Below are 21,088 nucleotides of genomic sequence, written 5' to 3'. Positions count from 1 at the left end.
CTATTATGAAAAAGATGAAACATCATATTATTATTGCGATTGCATTGATTTTCTCAATGTCGTCGTGTGAAGACTTCCTCGACACAAGTCTTGATACAAACCAAACCAATGAGACTTTGGCTACTGACAGAGGTAGCATCTGGGCTTTTGCCAATGCATTCTATTCACCAATACACTATGGCTATTCAGCAATTGACGGTAATATTTTTGCATCAGCCTCTGACGAGGCTCAGCAGGCATCAGCCGCTTCGAATGTCATCTACTTTAACAAAGGAATGGTCAATACCAATGTTAATCCTCTGTCCTATTTCTATACCAATTGCTATGAAGGTATACGTGCTGCGAATTACTTCCTCGATTATGTAGCTGATGGCAAAGGTAAAGCATTACTTGAACTGAACCGTAACTTAGTGACTGACGCGGAAAATTACAAACGCGATTTGCTCTCACTCGATTGGTATATAGCAGAGGCGCATATTGCAAGAGCCTACTATTATGCCGAACTAATAAAGATGTATGGGGGTATGCCTATCGTCGAGCAGACTATGTCACAAAATGATCGTCAGATGATCAGCCGTTCTTCGTACGATGAGTGTGTCGAGTATATTGTAAAAGAGATTGACACTTGGAAGGATAAACTGGCTAAAGATTGGAATAACTATGCCGACCGTGAAGGTCGTTTCACTTTGGGGGCAGCATTGGCTATAAAGTCACGCGTATTGCTCTATGCTGCTAGTCCATTGCATAATCCTACAGGCGACAATGTTAAATGGATGCGTGCCGCACAGGCTGCTAATGAATTTCTTGCAAATAGTGATATCCACTATGAACTGGACTCAAGTTATGAGAACTATTTCAATGGTGAAACATCGCTCACAAGTCCGGAAACAATCTATCTGGTTCGCAGAGCTGCATCAAACAGTCTTGAACAGGCTAACTATCCAATCGCCACCCCTGGTGGTAAGAGTGGTGTTTGTCCGACAGAGAACCTCGTAAGCCAGTATGAATACATAGGCGAGCCTGATCCAAGCAATCCTTATGCAAACCGTGACCCACGCCTTGCAGCTTCTGTTGTAGTCAATGGTAGCTTGTGGAACGGACGAACCATATCACAGGCTCCTGGTGAAACCGATGATATGGCTAATGCCAACGCAAGTCCTACAGGTTACTACCTTAAGAAGTTTCTTACTGATGGGTTGAATCTGATTCAGGGGCAAACAGCCCAGCATAACTGGGTGGCTTTCCGCTATGCAGAAATCCTTCTCAATTATGCTGAGGCCATGAATGAGGCTTTTGGTCCTATGAATGCTCCTGACGGATATGTTATGTCGGCAAAGGATGCACTGCAGAAGGTGCGCGACAGGGCTTCAGTTAGTCTTCCTGCAGTCGACGTATCGTCCATCGAGGCATTCCGCCAAGCAGTCAAGCATGAACGACAGATAGAACTTGCCTTTGAGGATCATCGTTATTGGGACTTATTGCGCTGGAATGACGCGATGACCATATTGAATCAGCCAGTGAAAGGTGTGAAGATCAATAAATCGGGTGAAGTATACTCGTATTCTGTTGTCGATGTTGCCTCACGTGTGTTCTATGAGAGAAATTATTATTTGCCACTGCTCCGTTCAGAGATAGAGAACTCTAACGGCACATTGGAACAAAATCCTAAATATTGATAGTCTGTTATGATGAGATATATATTATTGTTGACTGTTTGTCTTCTTACGTTTCTGACAACCGATGCCCAGATTATAAAGGTAAATCCGCAATCTATGTCCTGCGCTCTCTATGAGCGTATGGATATAGACGTGGAGTTGAAAGGTGAGTGGGCCAATCCTTACAGACAGGAAGAGGCACGTCTTGATATGATTGTGACTGCACCGAATGGCAAAAACAGTGTAGTGCCTGCATTTTTTGTAGAAGGTGAATCTGGCAAGACGAGCCATTGGGCTGTAAGATACACGCCACAAGCCGCAGGCCAGCACACCTATATAATGCGTTATACTCAGCCGGGGATGGAATCTGTCTCACAATCTTACAAACTTAATGTGAAAGAAAGTAATGGTCACGGTATTCTACATATTGCCGACAATTGGAGCCTGCGTTATGATGATGGAACACCTTTCCGTGGTATAGGTGAGAATCTCTGTTGGGAGTCAAGAGCGAATGATGACTCTAAGTATTTCAAAAAGTTGCACGAACAGCACGACAGGTTTAACTATCCGGCAATGCTACCGAAGTTCGCTGAAAACGGTGGAAATTTTGCTCGTATATGGATGTGTAGTTGGAATTTCCCGATAGACAGGAAAGACCACTTCAACAATATTCGCTATGAGGTATGTGATGGTTACATCAACCCTAGCGCAGTTAAACGTATGGACGAGACTATTGAGTTATGTGAAAAACTCGGTATAAAGATTATGCTCTGCATCGGAGCCGGCGAAGCACACACCAATAGCGAATTCTTTGTAAGCGAAAAAGCAATGGCCGCTCATCGTAACCGTCTGCGCTACATCGTAGCTCGTTGGGGCTACAGTGAGGCCATAGCAATGTGGGAGTTTTTTAATGAAATTGACAACATCCAGTATCGCGATAGTAAACATCCTATCCCTGCAAAGGATATTGTTGACTGGCATGCTCAAATGGCTCGTTATATCAAGAGCATTGATGCTTTCAAACATATTGTCACAACGTCAATCTCACACCGTGATCTGGAAGGGCTTAACTCCATTACAGATATGGATATTAACCAGAAGCATATCTATAACCAAACATCAGTCATCCCAACTACTATCAAGGACTATACTCAGAAATTTGGAAAACCTTATATTATAGGCGAATTTGGTTACGAGTGGGACTGGTCGAAGAATTTCGATGATTTTGCAGATGGTATGGATGTGGATTTCCGTCGTGGTCTGTGGTATGGCTTGTTTTCGCCAACCCCAGTAACCCCTATGAGCTGGTGGTGGGAATATTTCGACAATCGCAATATGCAGCGCTTTTTCCGTGCTCCAGCCTTGGTCAATAAGGAAATGATAGAAAGCGGTAAAGGTCGTTTTGTGCCCTGCGAGGTATGTGCTGACAATGGTCAGGCATTTGCCGTAAAGTGTGGAACGAAGACTTATGTTTATCTCTTCAATGACTCAAAGCGTGCCATGAAGAAGGTACAGGTTGAAGCCTGTGGTACACTTCGCGAATTAAATATCGAGAAGGCTGTATGGGGTAAGGGAAGAAAGTTTGAAGGCACAATCAGCACTTACGTAAAACCTTATGCAGAGAAAGTCTTTGTTATTGAATAGTTTAGTAAAAATATATTCATGAAGAAAACTTTGGTAAAGATACTTTGTTTGACAGGTTGCTTACAACTGTCAGCAGTAGCAATCGCTCAAAACTTGAAAGTTTGGGAGACAACTCCTGACGGTCGGTCATGTGTTGCTCCTAGACCTCAGGTATATTCATTCTCTGACAAGTCGACCGACCGATGTGTACCCATCACCGTCGATGAACGACTGCACTTCCAGAAAATGCGTGGTTTCGGATATGCTCTCACTGGCGGCAGTGCTGAACTGATGATGGCAATGAGTGCCGAAGCCCGTCACGATCTTATCCTCTCGCTCTTTGGCAATGGAGTGGGGCAGGCTGGCATCAGTTATATTCGTTTGACAATTGGAGCCTCTGATATGAACTCGTTTGTATTCTCTTACGACGATATGCCTCGTGACAAGAGTGACTGGAAGCTAAAGAATTTCTCGCTGGCTCAGGACTTGAATGATGTTGTTCCTGTTATGAAGGAGATACTGGCTGTCAACCCTGACATCGAAATATTGGCATCACCATGGTCTGCCCCAACATGGATGAAGACAAATAACGAAGTGCAGGGTGGCAAGCTGCGAAAGGAATGCTACGATGTCTATGCCCGTTATTTCGTCAGATACATTCAGGAAATGGCTAAGCATGGCATAACGATTTCTGCACTTACAATTCAGAACGAACCTCTTAATTCTCGCAACACTCCCAGTATGGCATGGACTCCTCAGGAACAGGCCGAGTTTATTGCTGACTATCTCGGGCCTCAGTTTCGCAAAAATGGTATCACAACTGATATTGTATTGTTCGACCATAACTGTGACCGTCCCGACTATCCTCTCACCATACTCAGTAATTCGAAAGCATCGCAGTATGCCTCTGGTGTTGCTTTCCATCAATACATGGGCGACCACTCTGGCATGACAACTGTTCATGAGATGCGTCCCGACAAAGACATCTTCTTCACAGAACAAATGATTATAGATCGTTCTGGCAGTGCTACTGCCACTATAGCGCCTGTGGTAGAGAGAGTAGTGGTGAATGTTGTGCGCAATTGGTCGACCAACGTTATTCTTTGGAATCTTGCAGCTGACACTGATGCTGGTCCGCATACTGATAATGGTGGTTGTCCTTTCTGTCATGGTGCTGTTACCATAGCAGGCGACAAGTGGCACAGGAACATTGCATTCTACGGTTTGGCCCACGCCTCTGAGTTTGTGCCTGCAGGTTCCTATCGCATCTCAAGTACGTCACCAACCGACAAAGGTACCATCCTTTTTGAGGACGAACAGTCGGTAGGAACAATGCGTGCTGTCGAGTACGAGCATTCGGGGGTGTTGCCTAATGTGGCATTTGAAACTCCCGACGGAAGAATCGTTCTTGTTGTTGCCAACACCCATTCTTTTTCTGAATCGGTATGGGTTAGATATCATGGTAAGTACTGCGAGATTCCGGTGGAGAGTGGCAGTGTCGTGACATTGGAATGGAACAAATAGTCAAAGTGATAATATTCAAAGCGTTAAAAAAATGGAAAAAAAACTTTTCGTCCTTTTACTTTTTCTGTTTTCATATGTCTCAATAAATGGACAGGCATTCTCAACAGAAGGTTGGTGGTCGCCTGAAACGCAGAATTATTCGCCTGTGGTGACTGCAGATGGACACATTACTTTTCGTACACCCGCCCCCAATGCCAAGGAAGTAAAACTTGTATTTGGTGAGTGGGATGCAAAGATTGTCAATATGCACAAGAACGCTGAAGGTGACTGGGAAACAACAATCGGTCCTGTGTCTCCGGGCATCTATGAATACAAGTTCGAGATAGATGGTTTGAAGGTATTAGATTATAAGAATCCTAAAGTTAAATTTGGCACAGAAGTGTATGGAAGCATTGTTGAAGTATGTGCATCTGTTCCTCGTTTCGATCAGTATGTCTATGCGGGCAGTGAGGTCGATGTAATCAGTTATATTTCGACCCCACTTTCTCAGCGTAGAAAGATATATGTATACATCCCTGCTGCGTATTATGAAAATCCGGAAATTAGACTGCCGGTACTGTATCTCCGGCATGGTGGAGGTGACGACGAGAGTAGTTGGATTCGTTCTGCATCGGCTGATGCAATTATGGACAACCTTATTATAGAGGGTAAGGCTCGGCCGATGATTGTTGTTATGACCAATGGTCTTACCGACGGTTCCTGGGCAGGCGGGAGTAATGTAGAGGGTATGGCGGCATTGGAGGAAGAACTCCTCAAAGATGTTATACCGCTCGTTGAAAACCGCTATCGTGTACTTACCGACCGCAAGTGGCGTGCTATAGCTGGTCTTTCAATGGGTGGCGGACAGGCTTTTGTCATTGGTATGCGTCATCTTGAGTTGTTCTCCGCGATAGGTGAATTCTGTTCTGGTCTACTGAGCGACTCTTCTTGGGACTATTCTAAATATGGTGTGGTAAGTATTGATGACTCTGCAAGAGTGAATTCTATGCTTTCACTGCTTTGGATTTCGTGTGGCACAAAGGACACACGGTGGGAAGGGCACAAGGAGTTCTGTCAACTGCTCGACAGGAAAGGCATCAACTATGTGTTCCATCATAGTGAGCATGGTCATGAATGGCAATTCTGGAGAGAGCAATTGCGTGACTTTGCAACGGCTTTGTTTCATTAAAATAATCCACTGCTTCGGCATCACTTCTTCTTTGATTTCTTTTTTCAGATGAATACAAAATAACAGTCTCTTGTTCTGACAAATAGAATGTAATATGTTTATGAAGAAAAAAATGTTTTGTTTGGTAGCATCTCTGATTTTCACATGCAATTATCTTTTGGCGGTACAACCTGAAGATAAAGTCACTACAGTGACCTTTAGCCAGGAGGTAACCAATTCTGGTTATATAGGTAATGGTGTACAGTGGGATCCGTATCAGTTGGATTATGGCAGCGTGAAACTGCAGATTAGCGAACAAGATTGGCAGAAAATATATCGCCGTTTGGATTTTATGCGTCCACAACTCATGCGTGTGGTCCATAATACGTCAAGTCTTATACTCGACAACCAACTCTTTCCTGAAGGCAACTTCGACCAGATTAAACATATCCTCGATTATTGCCAGAGTCGTGGAGTGATAGTTGTGTTCGGTGATTGGGGATGGGGACTGGCTGATGCAAAAATCCCTGAGTATGACAAAAAGAAAGTGGAATTGGCTGCCGACTATGTTACTTGGCTCATCGAGGAAAAGGGCTACACTTGCATCAAGTATTACAATATGATTAACGAGCCAAATGGCTTCTGGTCAACTACCGAGGGCAACTATGCGCTCTGGCATGACATCACCCTATGTTTCTACAACCGTTTGAAGAAAAATAAGATGCTGTCTAAGGTCACTCTCGTCGGTCCAGACGTTGCCATATGGACTCCAGATGAGGTTACATGGCTTGAGAGGGCCAACAGAGAGCTCGAATTTGGACTCTTCGACATCCATACCTATCCTTCAAAATGTACTGTGAATAGTGGTGAGTATAGCCAGATCATCAAGGCTTACAGAGATGCCACTCCTTCTGGCCGAAAGATTATCATGGGCGAAATTGGACTGAAGTTCGTTGAACCTCAAGATTCTCTCTATCAGCAGGAGATGCTACGTCGGGCTGCAGCCCGTCCGTTTGCATCAACCGAAGACTCGCAAATGTTTATCTTCGACTATATGTATGGAACAGATATGGCAGATGCTGTCATACAGACTGCCAATGCTGGTTATTCGGGCTCAGTGGCATGGATGCTCGATGATGCCATGCATGCTGCTGGTGATAAAGGTGATCAACTGAAGATGTGGGGATTTTGGAACATTCTTGGTGAGGAGTATTTCGGCGCCGACGGTGAAGCCATCCGTCCATGGTTCTTTGCGTGGAGCCTTCTCTGCCGATACATGCCAACAGGATGTGATGTCTATGCTTCGTCTGTCAAAGGCAACACCATGGTGAAGGCTCTCAAAGTAAAGCACGATGGCAAAACAATGCTAGCCGTGCTCAATCCTACAAAAAAAGCACAAACAGTTCATATTCAAGGTTTTGATTATTTGGCTCCGTGTAAGCAGTTCGTTTTTGCTGAGCACAAACTGAATATCAAGGATGAATGTGTGCTCGAACCTGCAAAGGTTATACCCGAGTTGTATTTTGCAAATGGCACGGATCTCGATATGCCAGGCGAGTCACTCTTTGTATTTACTGATTTTGATTATTAATGTTCTAAGAAATGAATGATTTATTAAAAATACTATTCCTATCGTTTATGACGATGACAGTAAACAGTATCTTTGCACATTCCATAGAGATCTGTCATGGGTGGCAATTTAAACAAGCAAGAGGAGAAAACTGGTATCCTGCGACAGTCCCTGGTACTGTGCATACAGATTTGTTGGCAAATGGTATTATCGAGGACCCTTTTGTTGGTTTAAATGAAAGAGGTGTACAATGGGTAGACAAGGAAGACTGGGTTTATCAGACAACCTTTAACGTGGATGAAAAAATTCTCAAGAAGACTAACATTCAGATTGAGTTCGAAGGGCTTGATACTTATGCCGATGTATATTTGAATGACTCTTTGATAATAAAGGCCGATAATATGTTCAGACGCTGGAACGCTGATGTGCGTAGTTTGTTGCGTTTAGAGAATAATCTGCTTAGGGTTTACTTCCACTCGCCAGTCAAGGTGGATATGCCCAAATGGGAGGCAATTCCATATCACTATGAAGCCATGAATGATCAATCACAGAATGGTGGCCTTATGGATAGAAAAATTAGCGTTTTTGCCCGTAAAGCTGGCTATCATTATGGATGGGACTGGGGGCCTCGTCTGGTTACTTCAGGTATTTGGCGAAAAGTTTATTTGCAGGCTTGGGATGGAGTTAGGATTACCGATGTTCATACACAGCAACTTAAGGTTAACAAATATGTAGCACAGATACGACAAACTATTGAGGTGATTTCTGATTCAGACTATGTCGCTGCTGTACGAACGATAGATACCGACACAAATAAAAAGTATATAAATAAGAAGGTTTCGCTCAGAAAAGGCTTGAATAGAATACAGTTGGATTTTTCAATTAAGAATCCTAAACTATGGTGGAGTAATGGTCTAGGCGATCCTCATCTTTACGGTTTTAAGACAGAAGTCAGAACTGATGTTACAAGTGATTATAAAATACAGAAAATAGGAGTACGTTCCCTGAGACTGTTAACAGCTAACGACAGCATAGGGCAGGAATTCTGTTTTGAACTGAATGGAATACGTGTGTTTGCTAAGGGAGCTAATTATATACCAAATGATAATTTTCTTCCTCGTGTTACAGATGATGTCTATCAGAAAGTCATCAATGATGCTGTGAATGTTAATATGAATATGCTCCGTGTATGGGGTGGAGGCGTGTATGAAGATGATCGTTTTTATGATCTTTGTGATGCTAATGGTATTTTGGTTTGGCAGGATTTTATGTTTGCATGTAGTCTTTATCCAGCTTCAGGGGATTTTCTTGAGAATGTCAGACAAGAGGCCATAGATAATGTGAAGCGTCTTAGAAATCATTCTTGTATTGCATTGTGGTGTGGCAATAATGAGTGTCAGGACGGATGGTATAATTGGGGGTGGAAGCGTAACTATGAAAGCCAGAATCCAAAGTACGCAGAAAAGATATGGAAAGAGTTTGAGGATTTGTTTTATAAAACGCTTCCGGACGTTGTGGAACAGTATTCACCAGAAACATGTTATTGGCCTTCGTCACCTTTCGGAGGATATGGGCATGGTAGCAACGAAACGAATGGAGACTATCATTATTGGTCTGTTTGGCATGCAAAGAAACCAATTACAGAGTATAATAATACTCGTTTCCGCTTTTGCAGTGAATATGGCATGCAAAGTTTTCCTGAATTTGAATCAGTCAAATTGTTTGCGGGAAAAAGTTCCGATTGGGATATTTATTCGGAAGTGATGATGTCTCATCAGCGAGGTGGTTCTCATGCTAATCATTTGATAGAGACCTATCTGTTGAACGAATATCATCGTCCTAAAAATTTTGAGTCTCTTTTATATGTTGGACAACTGATGCAAGGAGATGCAATGAAGACCGCCATAGAGTCTCATCGCAGAGAAAAAGGCTATTGTTGGGGAACTCTGTTCTGGCAGATAAATGATTGTTGGCCAGTTGCCTCTTGGTCTACACGTGACTACTATGGCCGTTGGAAAGCAGCACATTATATGAGTCGTAATGCGTTTAATGATGTGTTGATATCACCTATTGAAAAGCCCGACGGACAGTTGCATGTCTATATTGTCAACGATAGACTTAAAGCTCTAAATGGAAAAGTTTCTATAATGATACTTGATATGAATGGTAATGAGGTAAATAGAATAGAGAAAAATGTTTGTGTTTCTGCTAATGCCTCTCAAGATGTTCTGAACTTTCCCGTTGATGGGACTTTAATGGCTTTGGATAGAAAAGATGTGGTAATTGAAGCATCTTTTACTTGTGATAAAGTGTATAAGAATGTCTATTATCTTTGCCCACCCAAAGATGTTAACTTCTTTAAGCCATCAATATCTTCACAAATTGTCAAAGTAGGTGATGGGTATGATGTTGTACTAAAGACCGATAAAGTCGCAAGGGGCGTTTTCCTTTCTTTAGATGGAATCGATAATGATTTCACAGACAACTATTTCGATCTGCTACCATTTAGAGAGAAGGTTGTGCATATCCGAACACCTTTTAAAGAAGATGAAATAGCTAAACAATTGAAGATTACATCCCTAGCAGATGTAAATAAGAACTAGAAATATGAAAAGTATATTATTGATGTTAATCCTAGAGGGATCATTGTAGAATAGGAGATTTGGACAAAATTCATATTTAAGTTAGATAATATAATGGATAGGATAAGGGGCGTCGTGAGACGTTCCTTATCTGCTTTTTTGTTTTTTTCTTGGTATTTCTATTTTATTTGCTATCTTTGCAATCAGTATGAAGATATGTGTTTTTTGTTCCGCCAATAATCAGATTGACCCTGAGTTTTTCGCTTTGACTGAAGAACTTGGTAAGTGGGCGGTTGAAAATGGTCACACCATCGTGTATGGTGGTGTGAACCAGGGTTTGATGGAGTGTTTAGCTAAGGCTACGAAAGGAGCAGGTGGACATACGATAGGTGTTGTTCCGATGAAGGTTGAGGAGAGTGGGCGCATGAGTGATTATGTGGATGTGGAGATCCCTTGCGATAACTTGACTGACCGTAAGCAGCTGATGATGGACCAGAGCGATGTGTTTATCGCCCTGCCAGGTGGTCTTGGAACGCTCGACGAGGTGTTTACTGTTGCGGCTTCAGCCACTATTGGCTATCACCACAAGTCTGTCATTCTTTATAATATGGGGGGATGCTGGAATCAGCTGATTGCGCTGCTTAACGATTTGCAGCAGAAAGGGATGATTCGTGGTGAGTGGCAGCAATATATAAAAACGGCTGATTCCTTGGAAGAAATCAGCCGTCTGATATAATCATATATTTATTTTAGCAGACTGTCGGCCAGCTGCTCCAGCATGACTTCGTCGGCAGCCTTCATTCGAGAGCGGATAGTTACCATCGGCTCCACGATTTCGCAGTCCTTCAGTCCCTCTATCATCGAGCGCATCACCTTGCCTGCTGTTGGTGCCCAACTGCCGTTCTCAACGATACCGAAGCGGCGCTTCTGATAGTTTTTGATCTGCAGGTGATAGAGGAAATCGTGCATCACAGGGAATACACCTGCATCGTAGCTCGATGCAGCCACTACGACGGTAGGATAGCGGAAAGCATCTTCGATGACTTCGGCCATATCGTCGCGGCTCAGGTCGCTTACCACTACTTTTGGAGCGCCTTTCTCGCGCAGTATCTCACCCAGACGCTCAGCAGCAGCAGCTGTGCCACCATGAATGCTGGCGTAGGCTATCAGGATACCCTCGCTCTCAGGCTCGTACTTGCTCCAAGTATCGTATAGTTTGATGGCAGCAGCCAACTGTTCGCCCTTGAGCACAGGACCGTGTAGCGGACAAATGGCCTGAACATCAAGTGCAGCCAACTTCTTCATTACCATCTGTACCTGTGTGCCATACTTGCCGCAGATATTAAAATAGTAGCGACGTGCCTCGCAGGCCCAGTCGTCAGTCTCATTGACCAAGGCTCCGAATTTGCCGAATGCATCAGCAGAGAAGAGTACTTTGTCCAAGCTGTCGTAGCTCATGATGACCTCTGGCCAGTGTATCATCGCAGCCCCAATAAACTTCAATTCATGATGTCCCAGCGAGAGAGTATCGCCCTCCTTGACAGTCAGCACACGACCTTCGAAGTTGAAACCCTCGAAGAAGTTTGACAGCATCTTCACTGCCTGGGCGCTACATACCAGCTGCAGGTTAGGATAGGTCTCCAACATCCAGGCAATAAGTGCCGAGTGGTCTGGCTCCATGTGGTGTGCCACCAGATAATCAGGCTGGCGTCCATTGAGTGCGGCCTTCAGGTTAGCCTTCCACTCTTCGCCCTTACGGCGGTCGGCAGTATCCATGACTGCAATCTTCTCATCTTCAATGAGATAAGAATTATAACTCATGCCCTCAGGCACCACATACTGACTCTCAAACAGATCAATGTCAAGATCGTCGACACCGATGTACTTAATGGTATCACTTATCATATTTATAGATATTAATTGTTCTCTTCCATATTCTTCAGGGCCACCTCCAGTTCATGCTGCTTCTGCCCTGCAAAGTCAAGGTCAACGCTGTTGTTAATGCTGGCACACACATTGGCTGCATACTGGTTGGCCTCGCCGATAACAGCATCCCAAACGTCCTCGGCTACGCCCTCGTCGAGCATATCGCGCGTTACGCCATACTTGATGAGGCCATATACAAAGCCGGCATTAAAATTGTCGCCAGCACCAATGGTGCTAACGGTCTTGGTGTCAGGTACGGCATACTGCTTGGCAAGGCCGCCCTTGGCTCTGAACTCAATAGGTTCTCCACCCTGAGTGTAGATGAAATTCTTGCAGTAGAAGTCGATCTGTGCACGATATACACTATCTGCATCTTTCTTATTGAACAGCACTTCAAAGTCCTCCGAACTACCACGAATGATATCGGCCAGCTCAAAGTTCTCAAGGATATTGGCTGTAACCTTTACCACCTCGTTCTTGTGCGATGCACGATAGTTGACATCGTAGTAGAGTATAGCCCCCTTCTGATGGGCATACTCAAGGAATGCCTGCATCTGTGGACGGATAACGGGATTGATGGCATAGAACGAGCCAAACATCACGATATCATCAGGATTGATATCAGGAGTAACAAACTCCAGACGGTCGTGCGGATGGTCTTTATAGAATATGTATTCGGCATCGTTTTTCTCGTTCAGGAAAGCCAGTGATATAGGCGATTTCGCCTCTGGATATACACTGATGTTCGATGCATCAACATGGTTCTCTTCCATAAAACTGATAATGCGCTTGCCCACACGGTCATCGCCCGTCTCGCTGATAAACGAGGCGTTCAGGCCTGTGCGACCCAGCGAGATGAGCCCATTGAACATAGAACCTCCAGGAACGGCTCCTACGGGCTGCTCGTCTCTGAAGATGATGTCAAGGATTGTTTCTCCTATTCCTATTACTTTTCTCATTTGTTTTGGATTTTACGCTGCAAATATACGAAAAAGAATTGTAACTATAGCATGTTGGCACAAAAAAATCGGCACTGCTTGCGCAATGCCGACCTTAACTATATAGCTTTGTATTAATCAGCTACGAGTGTGAAGCGCTGGAAAGCAACGATCTTCAGATCCTTGTCCTGCTTAGCGAGCCACTGAGAAACAGTAGCCTTGTCGCCATCACCGAACTGGAACTCCTGATCAACCAGACAGTTCTCCTTCAGGAACTTCTGAACACGACCCTTAGCGATGTTCTCGATCATGTTCATGTTCAGAGTAGCAGCCTTCTCAGCAGCTGCCTGCTCCTTCAGCTTGCGAGCCTCGTCGGCCTGCTCCTGTGTCAGCCAGCCCTTAGCCATGTTGCTTTCGATGTGATCCTCAGAGTCAACGAGGTTAGGATTGATACCAGCCTTCTTCAGAACTACCTCAACGTACTTCTCAACCTGCTCGAGCTTAGACTTCTCAACAGCTGTCTTGTACTCCTCGTCCAGAATCTTCTGGTCAACGCTCTCTGCGTTCAGAGCTACTGGCTTCATGGCAGCTACCTGCATAGCAACCTTGTGACCCTCCTCAGCAGCGGGCTTGTTGGTCTGAACCATGGTGCACAGAGTGTGCTTACCCATGTGGTCGTAAACCTCGATGTTCTCACCCTCGAGAGTCAGGTAGCCATCAAGCTCCATCTTCTCACCAGTGATACCAGAGCGCTGTGTAACAGCATCCTGAACCTTCTGACCGTCAGCCAGAGTGAGCTCCTTAACAGCCTCAACATCCTTAGCCTTAGCAGCGATAGCAGCGTCGAGGATGCTCTGAGTAAGAGCGATGAAATCGGCACCGTTAGCTACGAAGTCGGTCTCGCACTTCAGGGCGATCATAGCAGCGAAGCCATCAACGCTCTTTACGAGTACACAACCATTAGATGTCTCACGGTCGCTACGCTTAGCAGCGATAGCGAGGCCACGCTCACGGAGAAGCTCCTTGGCCTTGTCGAAGTCGCCCTCAGCCTCGGTCAGAGCCTTCTTTACGTCAGCCAGACCAGCACCAGTCATAGCGCGAAGCTTCTTGATATCGTCAATTGAAATTGCCATAATTATTTCTTAATTCTTAATTATTAATTCTTAATTACTCAGCGGCAGCCTCTTCAGCCTTTGGCTCAGCGTCCTTGCGAGCCTTGCGTGGAGCACGCTTTGGCTTAGCCTCTTCGCCCTCAGCCTGAGCATCAGCAGCCTTCTCGTCTGCCTTCTCTACCTTACGCTCCTCGATACCCTCGGCGATAGCGGTGCAGCAGGCATTCAGGATAGCCTCTACAGAGTCCTTAGCATCGTCGTTAGCAGGGATAACGAAGTCGATATTGTTAGGATCAGAGTTGGTGTCAACGATTCCGAATACGGGGATACCCAGACGGTTAGCCTCGCGAACGGCAATGTTCTCCTTCATTACGTCTACAACGAAGAGTGCGCTTGGCAGACGGGTCAGATCAGCGATAGAACCCAGGTTCTTCTCCAGCTTAGCACGCTGACGTGTGATCTGCAGCAGCTCGCGCTTAGAGAGGTTAGAGTAGGTACCATCCTGCATCAGACGATCGATGTTCGCCATTTTCTTAACGGCCTTACGGATTGTAGGGAAGTTGGTAAGCATACCACCTGGCCAACGCTCGATAACGTATGGCATGTTGATGCTTGCAGCCTTCTCAGCAATCACTTCCTTTGTCTGTTTTTTAGTAGCGACGAACAGAATTTTCTTGCCACTCTTGGCAATCTGCTTCAGTGCATCGGCAGCCTCGTCAACCTTGGCTACTGTCTTATGCAGGTCGATGATATGAATACCGTTACGCTCGGTATAGATGTATGGAGCCATTGCTGGGTTCCACTTGCGCTTCAGGTGACCGAAATGACAGCCAGCCTGCAGCAACTGTTCAAAATTTGTTCTTGACATTTTCTTAATTCCTTTAAATTGTTTACTTTCTTTTTAATTCTTTTTGTTAGAATCAGCCGAGAGGTAGTCATTGAACATTGACCATTCAAATAGTCCCTCAAGAATCTTCTCGGTTTAGATACTAAACTGTTCAGTTTTCCATGAATTAACCATAAACATCTCACTATATAATGTTCAATGGTCAATGTTCAATGGAATTAACGCTTACTGAACTGGAAGCGACGACGTGCCTTTGGACGACCTGGCTTCTTACGCTCAACCTCACGGCTATCACGTGTCATGAATCCTGCATCCTTCAGCTTCTTCTTATCCTCTTCGTTGATCTTCACGAGAGCGCGAGCGATTGCGAGACGCAGAGCCTGGCTCTGACCAGTGAAACCACCACCGTCGAGGTTTGCCTTGATGTCATACTTCTCAGCTACTTCGAGCAGTGCAAGTGGCTGCTTAACCACGTACTGCAGGATTGCTGATGGGAAATATACCTCTAAATCTTTCTTGTTGATCGTAATCTTGCCAGTACCCTCAGTTACATATACACGGGCTACAGAGCTCTTACGACGACCTATTGCGTTAATTACTTCCATCTTTCCTTATTATTTATACTGGTTAATATCAATAGTCTTTGGCTGCTGAGCGGCATGTGGATGCTCGGTTCCCTCGTAGATGAAGAGGTTGTTCAGCAGGCTGCGGCCCAGAGGACCCTTTGGCAGCATACCCTTAACGGCGTGACGAAGCATCTTGTCAACACCACCGTTCTTCTTGCGAAGCTCAGCTGGAGTGTTGAAGCGCTGGCCACCAGGATAACCTGTGTAGCGGGTATAAACCTTATCGGTCTCTTTCTTACCAGTGAAAACTACCTTATCGGCGTTGATAAGGATTACATTGTCACCACAATCAACGTGTGGAGTGAAAGTTGGCTTGTACTTTCCGCGGATCAGCTTAGCTACCTTTGAAGCGAGACGACCAACAACCTGGTCTGTGGCATCGATTACCACCCACTCCTTCTTTGCTGTTTCCTTGTTTACAGAAAGTGTCTTGTAACTCAAAGTGTTCATTTTTAAATTTTACTACTAAAAAACAGTTTAACTTATTATATAATATGTAAGCGCATAAACTCACTCCCAGGGTCTAACTCCCGGTTGTCAGTCTAACTTGCGCAGAAACGCTGATTCACGAACCGCCATGCCCGGCCAAAGACACCGCTATTCACACAACATTTCACGGGGATTCTAAGTCTCTCCCCTAAATCGGTGTGCAAAGGTACTAACTATTTTTATTATATAATGTACGCGCAAAAGAAAAAGCGCTAAATTTAGAGAAATTTAACGCTTTTCTTTATTTTTAAGATTTCTTTCTTAGAAATCCATGTTGTCTAATGAGTCGCTGAAGTCCTTAGGCTCCTGGTTCTCTTTTGGAGCTTCCTGCTGCTCAGGACGTGGACGATGCTCGCCACGCTCAGGGCGCTCACGACGCTCACCATTGCGACGATCGCCACGGTCTGGACGACGGTCACGGCGCTCGCCATTACGCTCAGGGCGCTCACGACGCTCACCACGAGCTGGACGCTCAACATAATCAGCTGGCTTCTCAATCAGTACACGATGAGAGAGCTTGTACTTACCTGTCTTTGGATCGATCTCGAGCAGCTTAACCTGGATATGGTCGCCCTCCTTGATGCCAGCCTCCTCGACAGTTTCAAGGCGCTTCCAGTCAATCTCAGAGATGTGCAGCAGTCCATCCTTGCCAGGCATGATCTCTACGAAGCAGCCATAAGGCATGATAGAGCGAACTACACCGTCGTAAACCTCGCCAACCTCAGGAATAGCTACGATAGCCTTGATCTTGCCGATAGCTGCATCGATGCTGTCCTTGTTAGGAGCTGATACCTGAACCTTACCTACACCGTCAACCTCGTCGATAGTGATGGTAGCACCAGTATCCTCCTGCATCTGCTGGATAATCTTACCGCCAGGGCCAATCACAGCGCCGATGAACTCCTTAGGAATCTCGAGCTGTACGATACGTGGAACCTGTGGCTTCATCTCTGCACGTGGCTCAGCGATAGTATCGGTGAGGCACTTCAGGATGTGCTCACGACCAGCCTTAGCCTGCATCAGAGCCTTCTCTAGAATGTCGAAGCTCAGACCGTCGCACTTGATATCCATCTGTGTAGCTGTCAGACCGTCCTTAGTACCAGTGGTCTTGAAGTCCATATCACCCAGGTGGTCCTCGTCGCCAAGGATATCGCTCAATACTGCATACTTATCTTCACCAGGATTCTTAATCAGACCCATTGCAATACCTGAAACAGGCTTCTTCATAGGAACACCAGCGTCCATCAGGGCGAGTGTACCAGCACATACAGTAGCCATTGAAGAAGAACCGTTAGACTCGAGGATCTGAGAAACCAGACGTACGGTGTAAGGGAAGTCCTCAGGAATCTGACCCTTCAGACCGCGCCATGCCAGGTGACCGTGACCAATCTCACGACGGCCTACGCCGCGCTGAGCCTTAGCCTCACCAGTACAGAATGGTGGGAAGTTATAGTGCAACAGGAAGCGCTGATATCCGTGCTCAAGCACGTCGTCAACCAGCTTCTCGTCAAGCTTAGTACCAAGGGTACATGTAGAGAGTGACTGTGTCTCACCACGAGTGAAGATAGAGCTTCCGTGAGGCATTGGCAGAGGAGAAACCTCGCACCAGATAGGACGGATCTCGTCAGTCTTACGACCATCGAGGCGGATACCCTCGTCGAGGATGCAACGACGCATAGCGTCACGCTCTACATCGTGGTAGTAGCGATCCATCATAGCATACTTCTCTTCCATCTCGTCCTCAGTCAGGTCAGCATGCTCAGCAGCATACTTCTCCTTGAAGTCGGTCAGGATTTTCTCGAAAGCCTCAGCACGCTGCTGCTTCTCGAGAGCCTGCTTTGTAACATCATAGGCGGGCTGATACAGCTCCTTGTTCATCTGCTCGCGCAGCTCCTCGTCGTTAACCTCGTGATCGTACTCACGCTTAACGTCCTTACCCAGCTCCTTTGAGAGCTCGGCCTGGAGTTCGCACATAGGCTTGATAGCCTCCATAGCAGCCTTGAGGGCGCCAATCATATCCTGTTCTGACACCTCTTTCATCTCACCCTCTACCATCATGATGTTCTCTGCCGAAGCACCAACCATGATGTCCATATCGGCCTCCTTCATCTGCTCGAAGGTAGGATCGATAACGTACTCACCGTTGATACGAGCTACACGAACCTCACTGATAGGACACTCGAAAGGAATGTCTGAGCAAGCCAAAGCTGCAGAGGCAGCAAAACCTGCCAAAGCATCGGGCTGGTCAACACCATCTGCTGAGAACAGCATGACGTTAACAAAAACCTCTGCGTGATAGTTTGAGGGGAAGAGTGGACGGAGTACACGGTCCACCAATCTTGATGTCAGGATTTCGTTGTCACTGGCTTTGCCTTCACGCTTGGTAAATCCGCCGGGGAAACGTCCGGCTGCGCTGTACTGTTCACGATAATCTACCTGCAAAGGCATAAAATCTGTTCCGGGAACTGCATCTTTTGCGGCACAAACAGTGGCTAGTAGTACGGTGTTGTTCATCTTCAACATGACAGCACCATCGGTCTGTTTTGCCACTTTCCCGGTTTCAATGGTGATGGTTCTTCCATCAGCCAATTGAAGGGTCTTCGTAATTACGTTCATCTTGTATAAAACATCTAATATATAAAAAACAGGCGCAAAGTTACACATAATTATATTAATAAACGAAGAAATAGTGAATATTTTTCGTTTTTTATGAAAAAAGTTATATCTTTGCACCCGCAAAACGTAAATTCTAATTAAAAATGAAACATATCTATAAAGCCGCAGCCGTAGTCTTTGCTGCATTATCAGTTGCCTCGTGCAACAACAATAAGTTTACCGTTGAGGGCCAGATTTCTGGCGCCAAGGATTCTGTGCTTTATTTCGAGAATGTAGGTCTCGAAGGCATAAATGTTTTAGACTCTGTGAAGTTGGATGATGATGGTGATTTCTCATTCAGTGAGGCCGCTAATCTGGCTCCTGAATTCTATCGCCTTCGTATCGCTGATCAGATTATCAATGTAAGTATTGATTCTACTGAAACAGTTCAGATTAAGGGCCAGTATCCAGGTATGGCGTCGAACTATACTGTAAGTGGTTCAGACAACTGCGATAAGATTCGTGAGTTGGCTCTTAAGCAGATGGATCTTCAGGCTAAGGCTATTGCTTTGCAGGGCAACACCGAACTGGGTATTGTGAAGGCTAATGACAGCATACAGACCCTTATCGATGCATATAAGGATGAGGTTAAGCGTAATTATATCTACAAAGAGCCTTATAAGGCATACGCATATTTTGCTCTGTTCCAGGCTATTGGCAACTATCTGATCTTTAATCCTCGTAATAACAAGGAGGATATCAAAGCGTTTGCTGCCGTTGCTACCAGCTGGGATACCTATTACCCACATGCTGAGCGTGGACAGAACCTGCATAACATTGCTATCGAGGGCATGAAGAATCAGCGTATTGTTGCAGCGCAGAATGCTGATATTCAGGTAGATGCCAGCAAAGTCAATGAGGCAGGCGTACTTGATATCGCCCTGCTTGATAATAAGGGTGTTCAGCGTCATCTTACCGACTTGAAGGGTCAGGTGGTATTGCTCGACTTCCATGTTTTTGCTATGGACGATTCTCCTGCTCGTATTATCACTCTGCGTGAGCTTTATAACAAATATCACTCTCTGGGACTTGAAATCTTCCAGGTTAGTCTGGATTCAGACGAGCACTTCTGGAAGCAACAGACTGCTGCTCTGCCTTGGATTAGCGTTCGCGATGAGGATGGTATCAACTCTTCACGCCTTGTGATGTATAATATCCAGGCTGTTCCTGATTTCTTTATTATCGACCGCGGCAACAATCTTGTAAAGCGTGCTGCGCAGATAAAGGATGTTGAGGCAGAAATCAAAAAACTATTATAAATAAAATACCCAATAACATGAACCACCTGTCACCACATTGCCAGGAGCTGGTGAGGGAGTACCAGAAATACCTCCCTCAGTTGGAGGAACTTCAGCTTAAGGTCTATGACCAGTTGTGCGAAGTCCTTCATAAACAGGGGATAGAGTTGAATTCTATCGAGCACCGTGTAAAAACAGAGCAATCGCTCATTGGAAAGTTAGAGCGCAAAGGTGAGAAATATCAGAGTCTGGAGGATATCACCGATTTGGTAGGCCTGCGCATTATCACTTTCTATACCGATGATGTTGACAAGGTGGCTGCCATCATGAAGAGGCAGTTTGTTATAGATTGGGGTAATTCTGTAGACAAACGAAAACTGCACGAGTTAACCAGTTTTGGTTATAACTCGATACACTTTATCTGTCATTTAAAGGAGGGTCCACTTTGTGGTATCCCCTTTGAGATACAGGTACGTACAGCATTGCAACATGTCTGGTCGGCTATTGAGCACGATATTGGATATAAGGGGGCGGTAAAACTGCCACCTGAATACAGACGACAGTTCAGCAGACTGGCAGGTATGCTTGAACTTGCTGACGATGAGTTCAGTCGTCTGCGTACAACGATGGCTGAATATCGCCGACAGGTTCAGACATTAGTCAAGGACGGAAAACTGGACGATGTACCCTTGTCAACAGATTCCTTCCGCAGTTATTTGGAGTTGCATCCGTTCGATCGCCTCAATCAGCGTATTGCTGCAGTGAATCAGGCCGAATTGTTCCCAGTATCGTTAATGCCTTACCTTCCTATTCTTGAGACATTCAGGCTGCAGACTCTTGGCGATGTTCAGCGCTTTATCGACGAGAATAGTGAAGATGCCTATCAATTGGCTTTGTCGCAATTGGCAGTAACCGATCTGGACATCCTCTCTGAAACAATTGGCTTGTTGTATCTTAGCCTGGTTCATGTTTTGAAAAGTGGAGGTGGACGTGCTGGCTTATGGTTTGTCTACGATACCATTAATGGCGAAAGCGAGTCGAATATGGCTCTTGCAGATAATATGCTGGAGCATGCCAAGACCTTGAAATTTATGCATGTTTAATATAGAAGGCAGGGAGCTTAAATCCCTGCTTTCTTGAACATATTGGAAAGGTT

General features: G+C 45.3%; 16 protein-coding genes. 9 read left to right on the top strand and 7 right to left on the bottom strand.

Annotation, left to right across the window (positions count from 1 at the left end; all coding sequences use genetic code 11):
• Window positions 1-14 precede the first annotated feature (14 nt).
• The 7 genes from BUB86_RS03875 to BUB86_RS03845 all read left to right on the top strand — a co-directional run bounded on the left by BUB86_RS03875 (window position 15) and on the right by BUB86_RS03845 (window position 10,837).
• Entirely contained in the window at window positions 15-1,676 is a 1,662-nt protein-coding gene (locus BUB86_RS03875; protein WP_217653211.1) for a RagB/SusD family nutrient uptake outer membrane protein, read from the top strand.
• Window positions 1,677-1,685: 9 nt separating this feature from the next.
• A complete protein-coding gene (locus BUB86_RS03870; RefSeq protein WP_081373081.1) occupies window positions 1,686-3,299 on the top strand; it encodes a DUF5060 domain-containing protein in 1,614 nt (537 codons plus the stop codon).
• Between the two features lie 18 nt (window positions 3,300-3,317).
• Window positions 3,318-4,802 (top strand): glycoside hydrolase family 30 protein, encoded by a 1,485-nt coding sequence (locus BUB86_RS03865; protein ID WP_073205732.1) that lies wholly within the window; start codon window positions 3,318-3,320, stop codon window positions 4,800-4,802.
• Window positions 4,803-4,833: 31 nt separating this feature from the next.
• A complete protein-coding gene (locus BUB86_RS03860) occupies window positions 4,834-5,970 on the top strand; it encodes an esterase (protein ID WP_073205728.1) in 1,137 nt (378 codons plus the stop codon).
• A gap of 100 nt (window positions 5,971-6,070) precedes the next feature.
• Window positions 6,071-7,540: a hypothetical protein gene (locus BUB86_RS03855; protein WP_073205725.1), complete on the top strand. Its 1,470-nt coding sequence runs from the start codon at window positions 6,071-6,073 to the stop codon at window positions 7,538-7,540.
• A gap of 11 nt (window positions 7,541-7,551) precedes the next feature.
• Window positions 7,552-10,122, top strand: coding sequence for a beta-mannosidase (locus BUB86_RS03850; RefSeq protein ID WP_073205723.1), 2,571 nt, complete (start codon window positions 7,552-7,554; stop codon window positions 10,120-10,122).
• A gap of 187 nt (window positions 10,123-10,309) precedes the next feature.
• Window positions 10,310-10,837 carry a TIGR00730 family Rossman fold protein gene (locus BUB86_RS03845; protein WP_073205721.1) on the top strand — a complete coding sequence of 176 codons (528 nt, stop codon included), beginning with the start codon at window positions 10,310-10,312 and terminating at the stop codon, window positions 10,835-10,837.
• 8 nt (window positions 10,838-10,845) lie between these two features.
• On the opposite strand, the gene BUB86_RS03840 is transcribed toward BUB86_RS03845, so the two are convergent.
• The 7 genes from BUB86_RS03840 to pnp form a co-directional block, all read right to left on the bottom strand.
• On the bottom strand, window positions 10,846-12,006 hold the full coding sequence (locus BUB86_RS03840; protein ID WP_073205719.1) for an FprA family A-type flavoprotein: 1,161 nt from the start codon (window positions 12,004-12,006) through the stop codon (window positions 10,846-10,848).
• Window positions 12,007-12,017: 11 nt separating this feature from the next.
• A complete protein-coding gene (locus BUB86_RS03835) occupies window positions 12,018-12,986 on the bottom strand; it encodes a carbohydrate kinase family protein (protein ID WP_073205716.1) in 969 nt (322 codons plus the stop codon).
• Window positions 12,987-13,099: 113 nt separating this feature from the next.
• Window positions 13,100-14,098 carry a translation elongation factor Ts gene (tsf, locus tag BUB86_RS03830; protein ID WP_073205712.1) on the bottom strand — a complete coding sequence of 333 codons (999 nt, stop codon included), beginning with the start codon at window positions 14,096-14,098 and terminating at the stop codon, window positions 13,100-13,102.
• A 34-nt stretch (window positions 14,099-14,132) separates the two neighbouring features.
• Window positions 14,133-14,945: a 30S ribosomal protein S2 gene (gene rpsB, locus BUB86_RS03825; protein ID WP_073205709.1), complete on the bottom strand. Its 813-nt coding sequence runs from the start codon at window positions 14,943-14,945 to the stop codon at window positions 14,133-14,135.
• A gap of 197 nt (window positions 14,946-15,142) precedes the next feature.
• On the bottom strand, window positions 15,143-15,529 hold the full coding sequence (rpsI, locus tag BUB86_RS03820) for a 30S ribosomal protein S9 (protein WP_013063558.1): 387 nt from the start codon (window positions 15,527-15,529) through the stop codon (window positions 15,143-15,145).
• Between the two features lie 9 nt (window positions 15,530-15,538).
• Window positions 15,539-16,000 carry a 50S ribosomal protein L13 gene (gene rplM, locus BUB86_RS03815; RefSeq protein WP_013063360.1) on the bottom strand — a complete coding sequence of 154 codons (462 nt, stop codon included), beginning with the start codon at window positions 15,998-16,000 and terminating at the stop codon, window positions 15,539-15,541.
• Window positions 16,001-16,300: 300 nt separating this feature from the next.
• The gene (gene pnp, locus BUB86_RS03810; RefSeq protein WP_073205706.1) at window positions 16,301-18,655 is read right to left on the bottom strand and encodes a polyribonucleotide nucleotidyltransferase; all 2,355 of its coding nucleotides are present in this window, start codon (window positions 18,653-18,655) and stop codon (window positions 16,301-16,303) included.
• Window positions 18,656-18,798: 143 nt separating this feature from the next.
• Between pnp and BUB86_RS03805 the strand changes: the two genes are divergently transcribed.
• Complete coding sequence (locus tag BUB86_RS03805) at window positions 18,799-19,953, top strand: thioredoxin-like domain-containing protein (RefSeq protein ID WP_073205704.1); 1,155 nt, start codon at window positions 18,799-18,801, stop codon at window positions 19,951-19,953.
• 17 nt (window positions 19,954-19,970) lie between these two features.
• Complete coding sequence (locus tag BUB86_RS03800; protein ID WP_073205701.1) at window positions 19,971-21,035, top strand: GTP pyrophosphokinase family protein; 1,065 nt, start codon at window positions 19,971-19,973, stop codon at window positions 21,033-21,035.
• Window positions 21,036-21,088 lie beyond the last annotated feature (53 nt).

Origin of the sequence: Xylanibacter ruminicola (assembly GCF_900142525.1) — a bacterium.
Lineage (GTDB): Bacteria > Bacteroidota > Bacteroidia > Bacteroidales > Bacteroidaceae > Prevotella > Prevotella ruminicola_A.
The sequence above is the reverse complement of the archived record's forward strand: the minus strand, read 5'-3'. Positions and strand labels throughout refer to the sequence as shown.

What these genes read in the sequence shown, in the direction of transcription:
- BUB86_RS03875 (WP_217653211.1), top strand. Translation starts at nt 15, where the DNA reads ATGAAACATCATATTATTATTGCGATTGCATTGATTTTCTCAATGTCG.
- BUB86_RS03870 (WP_081373081.1), top strand. Translation starts at nt 1,686, where the DNA reads ATGATGAGATATATATTATTGTTGACTGTTTGTCTTCTTACGTTTCTG.
- BUB86_RS03865 (WP_073205732.1), top strand. Translation starts at nt 3,318, where the DNA reads ATGAAGAAAACTTTGGTAAAGATACTTTGTTTGACAGGTTGCTTACAA.
- BUB86_RS03860 (WP_073205728.1), top strand. Translation starts at nt 4,834, where the DNA reads ATGGAAAAAAAACTTTTCGTCCTTTTACTTTTTCTGTTTTCATATGTC.
- BUB86_RS03855 (WP_073205725.1), top strand. Translation starts at nt 6,071, where the DNA reads ATGAAGAAAAAAATGTTTTGTTTGGTAGCATCTCTGATTTTCACATGC.
- BUB86_RS03850 (WP_073205723.1), top strand. Translation starts at nt 7,552, where the DNA reads ATGAATGATTTATTAAAAATACTATTCCTATCGTTTATGACGATGACA.
- BUB86_RS03845 (WP_073205721.1), top strand. Translation starts at nt 10,310, where the DNA reads ATGAAGATATGTGTTTTTTGTTCCGCCAATAATCAGATTGACCCTGAG.
- BUB86_RS03840 (WP_073205719.1), bottom strand. Translation starts at nt 12,006, where the DNA reads ATGATAAGTGATACCATTAAGTACATCGGTGTCGACGATCTTGACATT.
- BUB86_RS03835 (WP_073205716.1), bottom strand. Translation starts at nt 12,986, where the DNA reads ATGAGAAAAGTAATAGGAATAGGAGAAACAATCCTTGACATCATCTTC.
- tsf (WP_073205712.1), bottom strand. Translation starts at nt 14,098, where the DNA reads ATGGCAATTTCAATTGACGATATCAAGAAGCTTCGCGCTATGACTGGT.
- rpsB (WP_073205709.1), bottom strand. Translation starts at nt 14,945, where the DNA reads ATGTCAAGAACAAATTTTGAACAGTTGCTGCAGGCTGGCTGTCATTTC.
- rpsI (WP_013063558.1), bottom strand. Translation starts at nt 15,529, where the DNA reads ATGGAAGTAATTAACGCAATAGGTCGTCGTAAGAGCTCTGTAGCCCGT.
- rplM (WP_013063360.1), bottom strand. Translation starts at nt 16,000, where the DNA reads ATGAACACTTTGAGTTACAAGACACTTTCTGTAAACAAGGAAACAGCA.
- pnp (WP_073205706.1), bottom strand. Translation starts at nt 18,655, where the DNA reads ATGAACGTAATTACGAAGACCCTTCAATTGGCTGATGGAAGAACCATC.
- BUB86_RS03805 (WP_073205704.1), top strand. Translation starts at nt 18,799, where the DNA reads ATGAAACATATCTATAAAGCCGCAGCCGTAGTCTTTGCTGCATTATCA.
- BUB86_RS03800 (WP_073205701.1), top strand. Translation starts at nt 19,971, where the DNA reads ATGAACCACCTGTCACCACATTGCCAGGAGCTGGTGAGGGAGTACCAG.